General features: G+C 42.9%; 14 protein-coding genes. All 14 read left to right on the top strand.

All coding sequences use genetic code 11. From position 1 onward, the window contains the following. The first annotated feature begins 1 nt into the window (after position 1). The 14 genes from HMPREF1536_RS25340 to HMPREF1536_RS25275 all read left to right on the top strand — a co-directional run bounded on the left by HMPREF1536_RS25340 (position 2) and on the right by HMPREF1536_RS25275 (position 14,735). A complete protein-coding gene (locus HMPREF1536_RS25340; protein WP_028727960.1) occupies positions 2-1,471 on the top strand; it encodes an MBOAT family O-acyltransferase in 1,470 nt (489 codons plus the stop codon). Between the two features lie 58 nt (positions 1,472-1,529). Beyond that, entirely contained in the window at positions 1,530-2,477 is a 948-nt protein-coding gene (locus HMPREF1536_RS25335; protein ID WP_044192262.1) for a glycosyltransferase family 10 domain-containing protein, read from the top strand. Positions 2,478-2,620: 143 nt separating this feature from the next. After that, on the top strand, positions 2,621-3,070 hold the full coding sequence (locus tag HMPREF1536_RS25330) for a hypothetical protein (protein WP_028727961.1): 450 nt from the start codon (positions 2,621-2,623) through the stop codon (positions 3,068-3,070). A gap of 317 nt (positions 3,071-3,387) precedes the next feature. Then, on the top strand, positions 3,388-3,882 hold the full coding sequence (locus tag HMPREF1536_RS25325; RefSeq protein ID WP_028727962.1) for a hypothetical protein: 495 nt from the start codon (positions 3,388-3,390) through the stop codon (positions 3,880-3,882). Beyond that, a complete protein-coding gene (locus HMPREF1536_RS25320) occupies positions 3,882-5,270 on the top strand; it encodes a replicative DNA helicase (protein WP_044192263.1) in 1,389 nt (462 codons plus the stop codon). Before HMPREF1536_RS25325 ends, HMPREF1536_RS25320 begins: the two co-directional genes overlap by 1 nt. A 47-nt stretch (positions 5,271-5,317) precedes the next feature. Continuing rightward, entirely contained in the window at positions 5,318-6,532 is a 1,215-nt protein-coding gene (locus HMPREF1536_RS25315) for a DNA primase (RefSeq protein WP_028727964.1), read from the top strand. A gap of 32 nt (positions 6,533-6,564) precedes the next feature. Next, positions 6,565-7,305: a sulfotransferase family 2 domain-containing protein gene (locus tag HMPREF1536_RS25310; protein ID WP_044192266.1), complete on the top strand. Its 741-nt coding sequence runs from the start codon at positions 6,565-6,567 to the stop codon at positions 7,303-7,305. A gap of 8 nt (positions 7,306-7,313) precedes the next feature. Beyond that, complete coding sequence (locus HMPREF1536_RS25305; RefSeq protein WP_028727965.1) at positions 7,314-8,444, top strand: glycosyltransferase; 1,131 nt, start codon at positions 7,314-7,316, stop codon at positions 8,442-8,444. Between the two features lie 18 nt (positions 8,445-8,462). After that, positions 8,463-8,741 (top strand): HU family DNA-binding protein, encoded by a 279-nt coding sequence (locus tag HMPREF1536_RS25300; protein ID WP_028727966.1) that lies wholly within the window; start codon positions 8,463-8,465, stop codon positions 8,739-8,741. A gap of 6 nt (positions 8,742-8,747) precedes the next feature. Beyond that, complete coding sequence (locus tag HMPREF1536_RS25295; protein WP_044192269.1) at positions 8,748-9,527, top strand: polysaccharide biosynthesis/export family protein; 780 nt, start codon at positions 8,748-8,750, stop codon at positions 9,525-9,527. Positions 9,528-9,533: 6 nt separating this feature from the next. After that, positions 9,534-11,864 (top strand): GumC family protein, encoded by a 2,331-nt coding sequence (locus HMPREF1536_RS25290; protein WP_028727968.1) that lies wholly within the window; start codon positions 9,534-9,536, stop codon positions 11,862-11,864. Then, positions 11,803-12,639 (top strand): glycosyltransferase family 25 protein, encoded by an 837-nt coding sequence (locus HMPREF1536_RS25285; RefSeq protein ID WP_052349839.1) that lies wholly within the window; start codon positions 11,803-11,805, stop codon positions 12,637-12,639. The genes HMPREF1536_RS25290 and HMPREF1536_RS25285 overlap by 62 nt, the downstream gene beginning before the upstream one ends. A gap of 15 nt (positions 12,640-12,654) precedes the next feature. Beyond that, positions 12,655-13,803: a glycosyltransferase family protein gene (locus tag HMPREF1536_RS25280; protein WP_028727969.1), complete on the top strand. Its 1,149-nt coding sequence runs from the start codon at positions 12,655-12,657 to the stop codon at positions 13,801-13,803. Continuing rightward, positions 13,800-14,735, top strand: coding sequence for a hypothetical protein (locus tag HMPREF1536_RS25275; RefSeq protein ID WP_028727970.1), 936 nt, complete (start codon positions 13,800-13,802; stop codon positions 14,733-14,735). Before HMPREF1536_RS25280 ends, HMPREF1536_RS25275 begins: the two co-directional genes overlap by 4 nt. Positions 14,736-14,764: the final 29 nt, after the last annotated feature.

The following is a 14,764-nucleotide window of genomic DNA, read 5'->3' as shown; positions in this document are numbered from 1 at the left end:
TATGCTGTTCAATTCCATGGAGTTCGGGGTCTTTCTTCCGATTGTGTTTTTACTGTATTGGTTTGTCTTCGGCAGGAACCTTAAATTACAGAATTTGTTTATTGTCGCTGTCAGTTATCTGTTTTACGGATGGTGGGACGTTCGTTTTTTGTTCCTGATCGCACTGACTACACTGGTGAGTTTTATATCCGGCCGGCTGATCGCTTATTTCCGGAAAAAAGATTCCGGAAAAGCGGATCGTTGGTTTAACAACCGTGCGTGGCTGGTTAGCGTCGGCAATATTATATTTAATCTGGGTATCCTGGGCTATTTCAAATATTATGATTTCTTTGTAACGAGTTTTGTGGAGGCTTCCCATTTGCTGGGAATATCCTTGCAGGTCCGTACGCTCGGTCTGGTCTTGCCGGTAGGCATCAGTTTTTATACATTCCAGGCATTGAGTTATACGATCGATGTATATAAGGGAAAAATGGAAGCAACGAATGATATTGTTTCGTTTTTTGCTTATGTCAGTTTCTTCCCTCAATTGGTAGCCGGTCCTATCGAAAGAGCAACACAGTTGTTGCCACAATTCTATAAAGAGCGGATCTTCTCTTATCCGGCAGCTGTTGATGGTTTGCGGCAGATTTTATGGGGATTGTTTAAGAAAGTGGTAGTAGCCGATAGTTGTGCGGCTTTTGTAGATCAGATTTATGCGGACTATATCACAAAGCCGTCTCTTAGCTTGATTCTGGCCGCTGTTTGCTTCTCTATTCAGATTTATTGTGATTTTTCCGGCTATTCGGACATAGCGATCGGTACGGCCCGGCTGTTCGGTATTCGCCTGATGAAAAACTTTAATGTGCCTTATTTCTCACGTGATATAGCAGAGTTCTGGCGGCGTTGGCATATTTCGCTCACTACCTGGTTCAGGGATTATGTTTATATACCTTTGGGCGGTAGCCGAGGCAATCGTTGGCAGAGTGTTCGTAATACATTGATCATATTTACGCTTAGCGGGTTCTGGCATGGGGCAAACCTTACATTTTTGTTTTGGGGGTTTTTTAATGGTTTGTTGTTCCTGCCTCTATTGTTGGGAAAGAAAAATCGCAGGCATATCGATATGCCTGGCGAAGGCAAAGTTTTGCCTTCGCCAGGCGAGGCCGTATCCATATTTTGGACTTTTATACTGGTGACGGTCGGTTGGATATTCTTTCGTTCGGAGACGATCACTCAAGCGTTTGATTACTTGTCGAAGATATGTAGTTTCTCATCTGTGGCAGACTGGTCTTTGGCTTTAATCCCTAAAAAAATATATTTTTTTATCCTGGTGCTATTCTTGTGCGAATGGTTTCAGCGTGATAAGGATCATGTATTACAAATAGATATGTTTCCCCGTTGGGGGCGGTATATGGTTTATTACAGCATTGTAATGGCCCTTTTCTTTTTAACGAAGCTGGAGGATGTACCCTTTATTTATTTCCAGTTTTGAATCTGCATTAGCACATTATTATACGTCAAATTGTGAAACTCTATTATTTTGAAATATAATGAAGAAAAAGATTCGTTGTTATTTTATTGACTTTTGGCCGGGATTTGATTACAAATACCATTTGAATTTTTTATTATCTGAATACGATATAATAATCGATGAAGAAAACCCGGATTACCTTTTTTATTCTTGTTTTGGATATGAACATTTACGATATAATCGTTGTATAAAGATATTTTATTGTGGTGAGAATCTGATCCCTGATTTGAACCTTTGTGATTATGCTGTAAGCTTATCTGAAATTCAGTGCGGCGACCGTACGTTTACGAATCGGTTATTCGGATGGCAGAATAATTATCATCCGGATCTGGATACAGAGAAATTGCTTAATCGCAAATTCTGCAATTTTGTGTATTCGAATAATTGGTGTGCAGATCCTTTTCGTGAAAAGATATTCAATGCCTTATCGAAATATAAACGGGTCGATGCGGGAGGAACTTTCCTGAATAATATGGGAGAAAAGGTAAAGGATAAACATTTGTTCCTGAAAGAATATAAATTTACTCTGGCGATCGAAAATTCAAGTCAACCGGGTTATGTGACGGAGAAGATTTCTGATCCCTTCAGGGCACAGTCATTGCCGATATACTGGGGGAGCCCCAGTATCAGTTCGAACATTCGTTCGAACTCGTTTGTCAATCTAATGGATTTTTCGACTATAGAAGAGATGGTGGAAGAAATAATCCGTCTGGACAACGATGATGCCGCCTATCTGGAAAAAATAACTACTCCTTTCTGGCCATATGGAGATAGTTATATGGATTATTACAATTGCGAAAGAGAAAAGCAACTGGTCTTTTTCCGAAATATATTCGATCAATCTTTATGTGAAGCTTACAGACGGACAGAATATGGATATGTACAAAATATGATTAAAGAATTGATTATAGAAAAAAAAATATGGAGTTATTTAAAAAAGTTTGCAAAGAAAATAATCCGTAAATGAAATAGGTATGTTTTGAAATGTTAAGACTAGACTTTTGAATTCAAAAGTACCTTATTTTAAAGTCAAAAGTACATACATTTTTAGCAGGTAAAGCATTCTCTTCCGGGCATAAATGATCTGTTTATGCAAAAATTTTTTATCAAATGTCGGGAGGAGGGGATCAGCTGTCTTTTCCTGCCTTTAGAATTAATATTCAAAAACAATCCGACCCGGTCGGGAAGATTGTCGAATGCGCCGTTTTCCTGCGTACTACCCATCTGGTGAAAGAGAAAAAGACATGGCAAAAGTTTTCAAAACGTTTCTTTGAAGTGTATCGACCTACGATACTCGAATATTTCGGGTACCGGCCGGATGTGCTGGAGGTAAAGAAGGTGAAAGTAAACGACTCCCGGTTATTTATGGCTGTCATGACAGCCCTGTTAAAGACGGGGCGGTTCGGTTGCCAGGCAAAAGAACTGGCAGTAGCGATCGATTCTGTATTCGATCCGGATCTCAAATATTCCAGCATATTGCAGGGTTTGTATGACAACTTGCTGGAATATGAGTCTGTTTTAAGTTTTTTTACCGATTATAAGAAGAATGATTTCAAGTAATAATTAGTTAACACGCTTGGAATGAGGATGCTTTATTCTGCTTTCCTTGTATTTTTATAAAAACCGCAGCCGGTATATGGAATGTACCTTTGCTTGTAATCGGATAGTTAACCGGCTGGTCTTTAAAATTTTTTGATGGTCCCCTTTGTATTTATTATAAATAATATTTCTTCTATATTAAAGAGAGCTGTAACAAGGGGTGTAATCGTTACGGATCGTAAGCGGTTTGATGATTATGAAAATCAAAAACTTTCAGATGTACCTTTGCCGGGACTTTTGCCGGGACATTTCAAATATTAAACAAAAAGGGTAGAATTATGAGGAAATGTAAGGAAAGCATGACACCGGGTTACCGTAAATGCGGTTATCTGAAGGTAGGAAGAAATGTGCTGAAAGCTTTTTTCAGCGGCGACGGCGAACAAAGCCGTCTGGCAGCCGTGTGGCTGTGTGTACAAACTTTTGCGTATTTCAGTGAAGGAGTGGTTTGTCTGAATGACTTCTCGTATGTGTGCCGTCCGGGAGAATGGGTGACTTCGTTTACGGAAATTGCCGGTTTGACCGGTTTGTGCCGTAAATCGGTTAAGCGATGCCTGGAGCGATTGGAGAAAAATCTGTTTTTGCAGGTAAAAGATCTGGATAGCTATAAGCTGATCGTCCTGATGAACTACGAACAGCAAGTCGTGATTAAGAGAGATACGGCAAACAATCCGACGGATCTTCCTCCTGCCGGAACGGAAGGAGGCGATGGCTTCTTTGATGCGATCAATAATTTTTATACTCATCAAAACGGGCAGAAAGGAGCGGTGAACTGATGAATGCGAATACAAACAACAATCCCGGGCAGGTACATGTCTGTCAGGATATCGAAAAAGCAGTGATTGCCGGTTTGCTGAGTAGTCCGGATGCCATCTTCGACGTAATGGGCCGTTTACGTCCTGAAATGTTCTACCATCCCGGACTCCGGTTTGTTTATACTTCGATCCTGTCGTTGGTGGATGCCGGCAAAGGGGTGGATATGCTGACGGTCGAACAGGAAATGATACGGTTGGATCTGTCGCAGTACGAACGGTTGAACGGGTTGTCTTTCCTTTCGGATATGTTGCTCGACGTGCGCAGCGATCACCATATCCGTTATCATGCGGACGAACTGGTCGATAATTATATACTGCGCCGAATGCAGGAGGAATTGAAGAAGAAAGAAACGGAAGTGGCCCGGCCGTCGGCGGATGTGACGGAACTGTTGAACGGGCTGGATCATGTGGTCGATTCGTTGCGCAGCGAGCAGATGCATGTCTCGACCTTGGAAGAGGCAGCCAAAGTGGCTACCCGTGTGTTAACCCATTCATACCGGGAACAGGCGGAGCGTGAGACGGGAACGGACATGCATATCCGTACCGGTTTCGGCGAACTGGACCGGTTGACCGGCGGCCTGTACAAAGGCGAACTGGTGGTGATCCCTGCCCGTCCTTCGATGGGTAAATCGGCTGTTGCGCTGTGGATGGCTTTGTCGGCAGCCCGGCAAGGGAAAGCGGTTGCTTTTTTCAGTGTGGAAATGAGTAAGGAACAGTTGGTGATGCGTCTGCTTTCGATGCTGAGCGGGGTCGATACCGACCGTCTGCGTTTCAAAGGAACTACCCGGTCGGAACGTGAACGCCTGGCGAAAGCGCAACAGGAGTTGGAACAGCTTCCGATCATCCTCGAATATTGCGGTTCGGATACGATCGAGGAGATGCGTGCCAAGGCACAGGCGTTGCATAAGCAGGGGAAATTGGCTGTTTTGTTTATCGATTACCTGAACCTGATCAATATCGTCGTGTCGAAGAGTAACCTGCAGGAAACGACCGACCTGGCTATGGGAAATGTGGCTCGTAAAATCAAATTGATGGCGGAAGAGATGGAGATCCCTGTCGTGTTGCTGGCACAGATGAACCGTGAAAGCGAACGCCGTCCGGCTCCGCACCTGCCTGTATTGAGCGATTTGCGTAACTCGGGAGCGATCGAACAGATAGCCGATGTGGTGGTTTTTGTCTACCGTGCCGAGAAATACAATATTTATTATGATCCGAAAACAAAGGAAGACTTGCGCGGAGTCGGTTTGATGCTGGTTGCCAAGAATCGCAACGGAGCGACTGGTACTGCTAAATTCCGCTACAATCCCGCTATGACCTGTTTGACGGATTATGATCCGAAAGTGATTTAGACGCAGATGATGCGAATGACGCGGATAAGAACTCACAGCTGTTAATCATGAATCTGAAAGATCGGATAAAACAAGTTGCCCGTTTGGAGGAGGTAGTGGAACGCTACCTTCCTCTGAAACGCGGAGGAAGTTCGGCGAAAACCCTGGTGGGGCTTTGTCCGTTCCATGCCGACCGGCATCCGTCGCTCTATGTGAATGTGAAAGAACAATATTACAAATGCTTTGCCTGTGGCGAGGGAGGCGATCTGTTCAAATTCGTACAGCGAATGGAAGGTTGCGACTTCCGTACGGCATTGCATAAGCTGGCAGCCTGGTATGGTTTACCGGATACAGGAAACGATTACCGACCGGTGAAATATCCTCCGGTACAACCGAAACAACAACCGGTACCGGTAGAACCGGTCAGTCAACTTTATATAGACAATCTGCTCCGTAACCACCGGATGGTACTGGATTTGCTGGAAGAATATGTCCCAGAAGAAGAAATCTTGCGGGAGACTTACAGTAGGTTCGAGGTGGGTATCGCCTCTTATTTTTTACCATCCGACTATGATGCATTCTGTAACCGCCTGATCTTCCCGATCCGCAACGAACGGGGTGAGTTGGTTGCTTTTGCCGGGCGTTATCGGGGAGAAACCGAAGGGACGGGTATTCGTAAATATATCAACTCATCGACCAGTCCGGTCTATCATAAAAGTGAGATATTGTATGGTTTGTATCAAGCGCAGGACGAAATACGTAAGCACAAATTTGTCTATATCACTGAAGGTTATAAGGATGTATTAGCCATGTACGCAGCCGGATTTCAAAACACGGTAGCCTTATGTGGTACGGCACTGACCGAAGATCATGTCGCACAACTCAGTCGATATACACGGTGTGCCATCGTCATGCTGGATGGTGATGAAGCTGGACAAACAAATGGGTTCAGATCCGCCCGGCTATTATCAGCAAAAGGTTTTTCTGTCGGCCGGATCATCCTCGAACCGGAACAGGATCCTGATTCACAGCTTCGCAAGATGGGAAATACGGAATTTACCGGATATATCAGAAAAGCAACCCGTTTTAGTCGTTTGGAAATATATGAAACCGATTTATTGAAACAGATCAAACAACTGTTGTCTGACTTGCAACTGGCTTTGACTGCAACAGAGCGTGCAGATCTGTTTGCCCGTATGATTCCTTTGCATAAACGGTTGGGAAAAGTGACGACTTTATTGGCGCATTCTCCGGTGTTGAAAGCGGACTGGCTATTGACTTAAACAATGAATAATAACTTTTAAGTAATACAAAAATGATTGTAGACAAAGAACGTAAGGTGATATTCTTACATAATCCGAAATGTGGCGGAACTTTTCTCAGAGATATTTATATTGAAAAGTATGGAGAAACAGAGGGAACAAAATGGTGGGGATCTTTTACACCGGAGTATAATACGGATTTAGGCCATATTACTTATAATGATTTATCTCGTTTTATTCCTGATTGGAGAGAGTATCGGATCGTTGTGATGGTACGTAATCCGTATCATCGTTTTTATTCTGCAATTAAGGAGGTAAAGAGTCGGTTAATCGGTATTAAAAAAATTGGCTTCATTAAAATTTATTATGCATTTGTTACAAAAGATGGATTGAGATTAAAAGGAAAAACTGCCTTGTTTCGAAGTGTATGTTCCGGAACATATCCTTATTCTCTGCAGAAACTCTTTACGGTTTCTGCAGAGAATTGTTGTAAAAGGATTTTTTCTTTAAAACGTTCAAAACAAGATTTATTCATTCGAAATAAAAGTATTCCCTGGTTGAACCCTCAAAGTTATTTTTGGGGTAAAGAGGTAGAAGTTTTCTATTATGAGTCGGAGAGCGACTGGATAAAGTTATTGGATATATTCGGATTATCAGAATATCAAAGCCGTTTGTCTATTGCAAAAGATTATGTCATACCTAATTACATGCATGCGATGATTGAAAAGCTGTATCCGGAAGATATGGAATTATTCCTGAGGTATGCGACCCCAAAGATCACAATCAAAAAATAAATACTAAAATGAAAATTATTCATGTCATTAATTCCATGAGTACGTCTCATGGTGGACCTACACGTACCGCATTATTGACGATGCAAGGGATGAGATCGCTTGGAATGGATGTAGAGATAGTAACAAACCAACCGGCTCCGGGTGAAGAGGCAGTATCGGACGATCCCTCCATCCGTTATCTGCCCCGTCTTGGTTTTCATGATAAGCGTTGGGGATATTCGAAGGCGATCCCGCAGGAACTTGCAAAGATAAAAAATGTCGATATCTATCATATTCAGGGTATATGGTTGTATTCGGGATATACTACGGCCCGGTATGCCCGGAAGCAGGGATGTCCTTACCTGGTTACTCTTCACGGAACGCTGTATCCGGAGGCGCTGGCACAATCTTCCCGGATAAAAAAGATGGCTTTGAATTTATTTCAGCGCCGGCAGTTGCAACAAGCTGCCTGTATCCATGCTACCTGCCGGGAAGAGATGGAACATTACCGTGCATTAGGGTTTACCAATCCGGTAGCCGTATTACCTTATCCGATGGAGTGCGACGATCAGGCGGAGCCGTTGTATTCGAGAGATATAAAACGCATCGGTTACCTGGGGCGCGTGCATCCCCGTAAACGGGTGGAACGGTTGTTGGAAATTTGGCATCGTCTGGGAGAACCGGGCGAACTGCTGGTGATGGGCAACGGAGATCCTGCGTATATGCAGTTTCTCAGAAATGAAACGGAACGGCTGAAGTTGCGAAGGGTGAAGTTCGAGGGTTTTGTCATAGGAGAGAAGAAGAGCCGCCTGCTCGCTTCCTTGACTTGCCTTGTGGTTCCCAGTGATTTTGAAAATTGCGGTATTATTACACCTGAAGCACTGCTGCAGGAAGTTCCGGTTATCGCTTCGACTGGTTCCCCGTGGCAGGACTTGGATACTTACCGGTGCGGCCGTTGGGTGAATAATGATGTCGATACGCTGACCGAAGCAGTACAGGATGTTTTGTCGCTTAATGAAGATGAATTACAGGCAATGGGGAAACGTGGCCGTCGGTTGGTGCTGGATAAATATTCGGTCGATGTCGTTTCCCGACAGATGAAGGAGTTGTATGCCTGGGTAGCCGATCGGGGGGATAAACCTGAATTTGTATATGACTAAACAAATAATAATATACTTATGAACAAGATTAAATTAGCTAAGGAAGTGGCAAGCCGTATGTCTACGACTGTTACGCAAGCCCTGTGTTTTATAGACACTATGAGCGATGTGATATGTGAGTCGATAACGCATGACGAGTCCGTTCTCATACAGAATTTCGGGCATTATATGCCCTGGCAACAGACAGAACGTATAGGGCGTAATCCCAGAAGCGGTCAGGAGTGTAAGATACCGAAGCGTGTGAGTGTGAAATTCAAACCGGGAAAAGGATTGATTGAAAAAATAAATGAAAAATAATTTAATATGGGAAAAGACTGGGGGCTGTTTTGGGGTTATATCGTAGTTTGTCTGTTAACTTCTTGCGGATCGGTAAAGGATATTGCCTATTTGCAGGGGGAGGATCTACTGAATAAAACGACTGTGATCGATACGGTCACTCTGAAGATACAGAAAGATGATTTGCTGGATATAAATGTGAGTTGCCCGGATCAAGAGTTACTGCGTCCATTCTTGCGGTATGGTAGCCAATACGATGGTAATGGGAATATGGGTGGGGGAAGTAGTGCCGGGTATCTGGTAGAAGCAGATGGGACGATTAATTTCCCCTTACTGGGAGAAATAAAAGTAGTCGGTTTGGACCGTCGTCAGTTAATCAACCTGATTCAGGGCAGGCTGGAGAAAGAAGGGTATATAAAAAATCCGGTCGTTACGGTTCGTTTTCTGAACTTTCGTATCTCGATACTTGGCGAAGTGAGTAAACCGGGAACTTTTAACATAAATACCGAACGTATTACCTTGTTTGAAGCATTGAGCCTGGCGGGCGATTTAACGATTCACGGACGTCGTAACCGGGTGGCAGTTGTCCGGGAAACGAATGGGGTACGTACGATTTTGTATCATGATTTGCGTTCGAGAGACGTTTTCCAGTCTCCCGATTATTATCTGAAACAGAATGATATGGTGTATGTGGAACCGAACCGGGTCCGGGCGGAAACGAGTGTGCAGAACCAGTTTACGAATGTGGGAACCTGGATATCGCTTATATCTTTCCTTACCACTATGAGTATTTTGATATTTAAATAAAAGAAGATGAAAGAACAGAATCCTTATACAGACAGCTTCAAGTTGATGGATGAATTTAATCTCCGTACGATTTTGGATGTGTTGCTGACGAAATGGCATTGGTTTGTTTTGTCCGTTTTTCTTTGTGTGGGAGGCGCTTATGTTTATACAAGGATTGTTCCGGTGGTCTATAAACGGGAAGCGATCGTGCAGCTAAAAAACAAAGTGAAAACGGAGGAGGCATTTAATGAAAAGCAGATGTTTGACGATAGTAATAATAATAATATCGATGGAGAAGCTCTGATTTTTAAGTCTCGTTTGTTGATGGGTGAAGTGATCTGGCGATTAGGACTGGAAATAGAGTATGCGGCAGATGACGGATTTAAAAAAAGAGAGATGTATACGGATATGCCGGTCCGAATTTCTTTTCCGGATTCCACATTCAGTGAGCCTGCTTTTTTTTCGATCATTCCACTGTCGGAAAGTCGTTACAAAATACAAGGTCTGGCTGATGATCCGGATGGTGTGATGGAATATAATTTCGGTGCGGAAGTAATCACACCGATCGGAAAGATAGTTGTGAACCGGAGTTCTTCTTTCAATAAGGATTGGTTAAATATGCCGGTGTTTATTACCTGTCATGAACATAAATCGCTTGTTTCTTCCCTACTGGGCAAACTGAATGTGGAACGTTCCATTAAAGAGGCTAATTTATTGACTCTGACTTATCAGGACACAGATCCGGATAGAGCGGACGATATTCTGAACACGTTGGTTCGTGTATATGTAGATGAGTCGATGAAGGATAAAAATCAGATCATGCAAAGCACAGCGGTCTTTATAGACGAACGGTTAAAACTGATCAATGAGGAGTTGGGAAATGTAGAGAGTGATATCGAGGATTACCGGAAACAAAACCGATCGGCAGATTTGGGTATAGAAGCAAAGGTCGCTCTGGAAAACCGAAGCCGGTATGATCGGGATGTGATCGATCTGACCGGACAAAAAGATCTGATTGACCTGATTCAGCAGTATTTGCATGATCCTTTGAAGAATGAGTCTCTTTTGCCAGCTAATACAGGCATACTGAGTGCAGGGCAGGAAGAATTGTTCAGTAAATATAACTCTGCCATACTGGAACGGGAGAAATTGCGGGAAAGTGGTGGAGACGAGAGTCCTGTGGTTAAGTCGCTGACGAATGAAATAGCCTCCCTGCGTAGGGTAATCAGCCAGAGCCTGAAAAATGCCAAAAGAGAGATCGATATGAAACTGGATTATGCCGGAAGGATGCGATTGCTGGAAATCGGCAGGATCAGTAATATACCGACGCAACAGCGATATGTGCTTTCGATAGAACGGCAGCAGAAAATCAAGGAGGAGTTATTCCTTTACCTGTTGAATAAGCGGGAGGAGAATGCTTTGTCATCGGCTACAGCTGAAAGTAATCTTCATATAGTCGATTCCGCTTACGGAGCAGGTATGGCAGGTACCGCTTCCTGGGTGATTTTATTTGGAGCATTGCTTGCCGGTTTGTTTATACCGGGATTATTCTTCTATCTGGGACCGATGCTGGATGTAACTGTGCGCGGACGGAAAGATATTGAAGATAATCTGACTATTCCTTTCCTGGGAGAAATACCGCATAAACGTCAAAAAGAGCTGATGGTGGTAAGCAGGGAAAAGAGGGATGGGGTATCGGAAGCGTTCCGTATTGTACGGATCAATATGAACTTTATACTGAATGAACAGAAAAAATCGCAGGTACTGATGTTGACTTCCTTTAATCCGTCTTCCGGAAAATCATTTGTTTCGCACAATCTGGCGGCTTCTCTGGTTTTGGCAGGAAAACGAACTGTTTTGCTGGAAATGGATATTCGTAAGAGGTCGTCAAAGGATGATGAGGGAAATGTATTACCGGGACTGACTCATTATTTATCGGGAAGAGTAAACAACCCGGATGAGTTGATCCGTCCCTATACAGGTTTTGAAGGATTGGATGTCATATCTTCCGGGCCTCTTCCTCCAAACCCGTCGGAGTTGTTGTTAGGACAGTTGCTTGACGAGTTGATCGGGCTATTGAAAGAGCGTTATGAATATATCATTATCGATACAGTTCCTTATGGAATGGTGGCTGATGCTCAGATAATCAGCCGGTGTGTCGATATGTGTATTTATGTCATACGGGAAGGAATGATGGATCGCCGGCGGTTGCCGGATATTGAAGCTTTGTATACTAACGGTAAGTTGCCTTGTATGTCAGTCTTGTTGAATGATGTCCGTTATAAACATGCCGGATATGGCTATGGTTACGGATATTATGGCTACGGATATGGTAAAAGTTATTATGGTTATCAATGAATCGAATATGAAAATAAAAACGTATGTAATCAACCTGAAAGATTCGGTTGATCGTCGAAAAGCCATACTGGCTGAAACTGCAAAATATCCTTTTATGGATGTCGAATTGGTGGAAGCTGTTGATGGTAGAAAGTTGAAACAGGAAGAAATCAAGGCCTGTTTCGATTTAAAAAAGTTTGTTAATCATTATTATCGTACTCCTAAAGGGGGAGAGATCGGTTGTACCTTAAGTCATAGGATCTGTTACAGGAAACTTTTGGAATCGGAGGAAGAATTTGCTTTGGTTCTGGAAGACGATGTTTGTTTTATATATCCGGAATATGTTGAAACAATATTAAACGATATACTGAATGAATATAAGGATAATAAGCCTTATGTCATTACGTTGGGGTATCATGATCTATATTATCCGAAGAAATATCGTACGTTGGGTAAATTTACTTTTTATAAAATTTATCGAGCATACGGAACTTGTGGCTATTTGGTCAATCGTCAGGCTGCGAAACGTCTGCTGTCGGACTGTTCTTTTATAGTTGCAGACGATTTTTCTTTTATGAGAGAAAAAGGAATACAGGTAGAGGGGATTTATCCGTATTTCGCAGCAGATGAATCTACAAGAGGAACAATCCCAAGTGAAATTCAGCAAGAGAAGGTGACTCGTAAAAATTTTATTAATAGATGTATATCAAGATGCTGTAGGCTGATTTCTTGTCGGATGTTGTTGAAGTTTGGTAGATTGTCAAAACAACATTATTCACGTGGTATTGATGAATAAAATTATTCAATAGACATGCGAAAAAGAGTCGTAATCATCAATAAATACGGCGCACTTCATCCTTCGGCAACCGGACGTCCGGTTCGTAAACTGGCTGATTATTTATGGGAAAACGGAGTCGATGTGATCGTACTTTCCATTCATGCTCCTTACAAAGGGCAGGTTTCACAACGTGAGGAGAAATTACCCTATCAAACCATCGAATTACCTGATTTTTATAGTGGTAAAAATAAATGGCTTCGTCTTATAGGTAATTTGATAGATGGCTTTCGGTTGGTGATTTATTCCATGTTGTTACCACAGCATCAATTGAAAGTCGTATTGACCGATCCTTCTTTGATCAATGCCTGGGCAGTCTTATTCCGTCCGTTTTACCGAAGCAAGCTGGTGTTCTGGACGATGGATCTGTATCCGGAAGCATTCGCTTCGGCGGGGTTGGTGTCATGCAATCATCCTGCGTACCGGATAATCTCTTCTTTTGTTTATCGTCATGTACCGGATTTCCTGATCGCGTTAGGCGAACAGCAGTATCGTTATCTGTGCCGACAATATAAACAATCCTATATTCCTCATATCGTGTTGCCTTGCGGGATATGTCCGAAAGAAGAAGCAGCCGAACCGCTTTGGCGGAAAGCCAATCGGGATAAGATCATTTTCTGTTATGCGGGAAATATCGGTGAGGCCCATAACGATGTATTCTTGTTGGAGTTGATTAGGCAATTGGATCCCGAGAAACATTTGATATTACTTAGATTATATGGAGCAAAAGCGCAACAGGTACTGAAGGAGGTGAGTGCATTTGAAACGGTGGTCTTGCTGGATTATATTGCTCCGGCAGAGATGCAATATGTAGACATCTGTGTGGCTTCTCTATTACCGGCATGGAATCATGTTTGCGTACCGTCGAAAGTGGTCAGTGCGATTTGCTGGGGAATACCTGTATTATACAATGCCAATAAGGAGTCGGAAGGTGCCTGTATGTTTCCGGAAGCAATCTGGTTGATACCGGATTTTACGGAATTATCGGACTCGATTCTTACTTTTCTGAATGCACTTTCAGCAAAGGATATTCTTGTGAGAAAGGAAGCGGCAGAAAGATATTCGCAGGAATTTGTAGGTATGGAGTATACAAATCAGATGAATTTATTAAAAATGATCAAATGAAAAGGATGGTAAAAAAGTACCTGCTGATAGCGGGTGGGAGTCTGTTGGTTTTACTGGTGGCAGGTGAGGTGTACCTCCGTCGGGAGTGGGGATTCTGTGATTCGGTATTGATGCAGTCCGATCCGGATTTTGAGTATATAGCTCAGCCGGATCAGAACCGTTATCGTTTTAAAAGACACATCGTATACAATGCGTATTCACAACGGAATACTCCGGTCGATTCTTCTGCTTTTATTGTGCTGGGATTGGGCGATTCCGTGCTGAACGGAGGGGCATTGACTGATCAGGATAGTCTCGCTACATCCCGTTTAAGCAATGATCTTTCCACATTTATGGGAAAAGATGTACAAGTGCTGAATATTTCAGCCGGTAGTTGGGGTCCGGATAATTGCGAGGCTTACCTGAAGCGTTATGGAATGTTTAGCGGTAAAGTAGCATTTCTGGTTTGTAGTTCGCACGATGCGCATGATAATATAAATCATCAGTCGGTTATCGATGTATTACCGGGTTTTTCCAGCCGGCAGTATTTGTCTGCCTGGATCGAACTGTTCGATCGTTATTTGATACCTCGTTATTTGCTCTCCTATTTGGGGTGTCCTGATTCAGATAAGGGTGTATCTGAAATATCTAAGGATGGAAAGGTTTTTAATACCGGTTTTGAGGCTTTGGCTTCTCGTTTCCGTCATGCCGGTATTCCGTTTTTTATATGGCTTCATCCGGAGAAAACAGAATTGGAGCGTGGAACGTATAACAGGGAAGGCAAAGAAATTCTGGAATTTTGTGTACGGGATACCGTACCGGTAATAGAGGGGTTGAAATATATGTCTTTTGATGATTACCGGGATAATATTCATCTGAATGAGCATGGACAACAAAAACTGGCTGAACATCTGAGTCTTTTTTCAGAAAGAATATTGACGATGTATAAATAAGATAAACGACTATGCAGATCGTAATTATT

The sequence above is a fragment of the Parabacteroides gordonii MS-1 = DSM 23371 genome (assembly GCF_000969825.1).
Lineage (GTDB): Bacteria > Bacteroidota > Bacteroidia > Bacteroidales > Tannerellaceae > Parabacteroides > Parabacteroides gordonii.
Note: the sequence above shows the minus strand (reverse complement) of the source record. Positions and strands in the feature narration are given on the sequence as shown.